Source organism: Frankia sp. EI5c, from assembly GCF_001636565.1.
GTDB lineage: Bacteria > Actinomycetota > Actinomycetes > Frankiales > Frankiaceae > Parafrankia.
On record NZ_LRTK01000148.1, the window covers coordinates 1 to 2,480 of the forward strand.

Annotated in this window: 1 protein-coding gene; it reads left to right on the plus strand. The window is 75.2% G+C overall.

Going from position 1 to position 2,480, the window contains the following annotated elements:
• A partial coding sequence (locus UG55_RS26685) for a type I polyketide synthase (protein WP_128423217.1) occupies positions 1-2,480 on the plus strand: 2,480 nt, incomplete at both ends.

Sequence of the window (2,480 nt, forward strand, 5' to 3'; positions counted from 1 at the left end):
CCGGCACCCTCGCCGACACCACCATCACCACCCCTGACTACTGGACCCGCCACACCCGCAACACCGTCCGCTACCACCAAGCCACCCAAACCCTCACCACCCTCAACACCACCCTCCACCTCGAACTCGGCCCCCACCCCACCCTCACCCCCCACACCCCCCACACCACCCCCACCCTCCGCACCAACCACCCCGAACCCCACACCCTCACCACCGCCCTCGCCACCGCCCACACCCACGGCTTCGACCTCGACCTCGACGCCCTGCTCGGCCCGGAGCGGGAATGGCTGCCAGACCTGCCGACCTACCGCTTCCAGCGCAGGCGGTACTGGCTGGTGCCCCGCCGGCCCGACGCAAGCGCGCGTGACCTCGGCCTGAGCGCACCCGGCCACCCCCTGCTCGGGGCATCGGTGGAACGCGCCGACGACGGCGCGCTGCTGCTCACCGGCACCCTCGACACCACCCGCCACCCCTGGCTCGCCGACCACCAGATCCTCGGCTCCACACCGCTGCCGGGTGCCGCCGTCGTCGACCTGGCCCTGACCGCGGGTGACCAGGTGGGCCTCGCCCGGGTGGAGGAGCTGACCCTGCATGCCCCGCTGCTGATTCCCGCGGCGGGCGCCCGGGTGCTGCAGCTCTCCGTCGCGCCGCCCGCCCCGGACGGCAGCCGGGCGCTGGCCGTCCACTCCCGCGCGCCGGAGTCCGACGAGCCGTGGACGCACCATGCCAGTGGCGTGCTGGCTCCCCCGAACCCGGTGCCAGTGCCGGGGCCGGACGCGTTCGGCTCCGAGTGGCCCCCGGCCGGCGCCGAGGCCCTGGACGTCGACGCGCTCTACGCGGAGCTGGCCGATCTGGGCTACCAGTACGGCCCGTCGTTCCAGGGCGTCCAGGCGGCCTGGCAACGCGGCGAGGAACTGTTCGCCGAACTCGCTCAGCCGCCGACCGCCGATCCCGGAACCGACAGCGCCTCCGGCGCCGGGGAGGCCGACGGGACGCCGGGCGTCGACAGCTCGCCCGCCAGTGGCTTCGCGCTGCACCCGGTGCTGCTGGACGCGGCGCTGCATCCGCTGGTCGCCCGCGAGGCGCGCCGCGGCGACGGGGGGCTGCCGCTGCCGTTCTCCTGGTCCGGTGTCCAGCTCGACGCTACCGGCGCCGATCGGCTGCGAGTCCGCTGGTCGATCTCCGCCGACGGCCACGCGGCGCTGACCGCCGTCGACCCGGCCGGTAGCCCGGTGCTCTCCGTCGACTCCGTGGCCCTGCTGCCGGTGACAGCCGACCAACTCCGCGCGGGCACCGAAGCCGTCCGTGACCTCTACCGGATCCGCTGGGTGCCGTTCGCCACCACCACCACCACGACCACGACCACCACCACCACCGCGACCACCACCACCGCGACTGCCGCTACCACCGCCACCGCGGCGGATGGCCTCGCTGCCGCGGCAGCTCAGGCCGGGCTGGTCACCATCGAGGTGGCGCCCGGCAGCGACGCGGCACAGGAAGCCCTGCGCGCGGTGCAGGACTGGCTCGCCGACGAGGAGTCCGCGGCGGCGCGGCTGGCGTTCGTCACCCGGGGGGCGTTCGACGCTGAGCCCTGGTCAGCAGCCGTCTGGGGGCTGGTGCGCTCGGCGCAGTCCGAGCACCCCGACCGGTTCGTCCTGCTCGATCTTCCCCGCGGGGGCGGAGCGCCGAGCCCGGCCGAGCTGACCGCGGCCATCGCCGCCGGGGAGGACCAGCTGGCGCTGCGCGACGGTCAGCTGGTCGTCCCACGTCTTGCCCGCGTCACACCGGGCAGGGAACCATCCGCCGCCGCGACGTCGGACACCAGCGCGACCTCGCCCACCGGCGGGACGCCGAGCTCCGGCGCGACCCCGGACGCGAGCGTGCGGACAGGTGCCGCCACGTCGGCGGCGGGCAGCCGGTTCGACGGCACCGGGACGGTTCTGGTGACCGGCGGCACCGGCGGGCTCGGCCGCCTCGTCGTGCGGCATCTCGTCGCCCGCCACGGGGTGCGCCACCTGCTACTGCTCAGCCGCCGCGGCCCGGACGCCCCAGGCGCCCGGGAGCTCGCCGCCGACCTGGCGGAGCAGGGCGCCCAGGTACGCTTCGCCGCCTGCGACGCGGCCGACCGGGACGCGCTCGCGGCGGTGATCGCGGACATCCCGGCCGAGCATCCCCTCGTCGCGGTACTCCACCTCGCCGGGCTGCTGGCCGACGGCACCGTCGAGACCCTCACCCCCCGACACCTCACCACCACCCTCACCCCCAAAGCCACCGCCGCCACCAACCTCCACACCCTCACCCACCACCACCCCCTCCACACCTTCCTCCTCTTCTCCTCCATCACCGCCACCACCGGCACCCCCGGCCAAGCCAACTACGCCGCCGCCAACGCCTACCTCGACGCCCTCGCCCACCACCGCCACACCCACCACCTCCCCGCCACCAGCATCGCCTGGGGCCTCTGGAACCCCACACCCAGC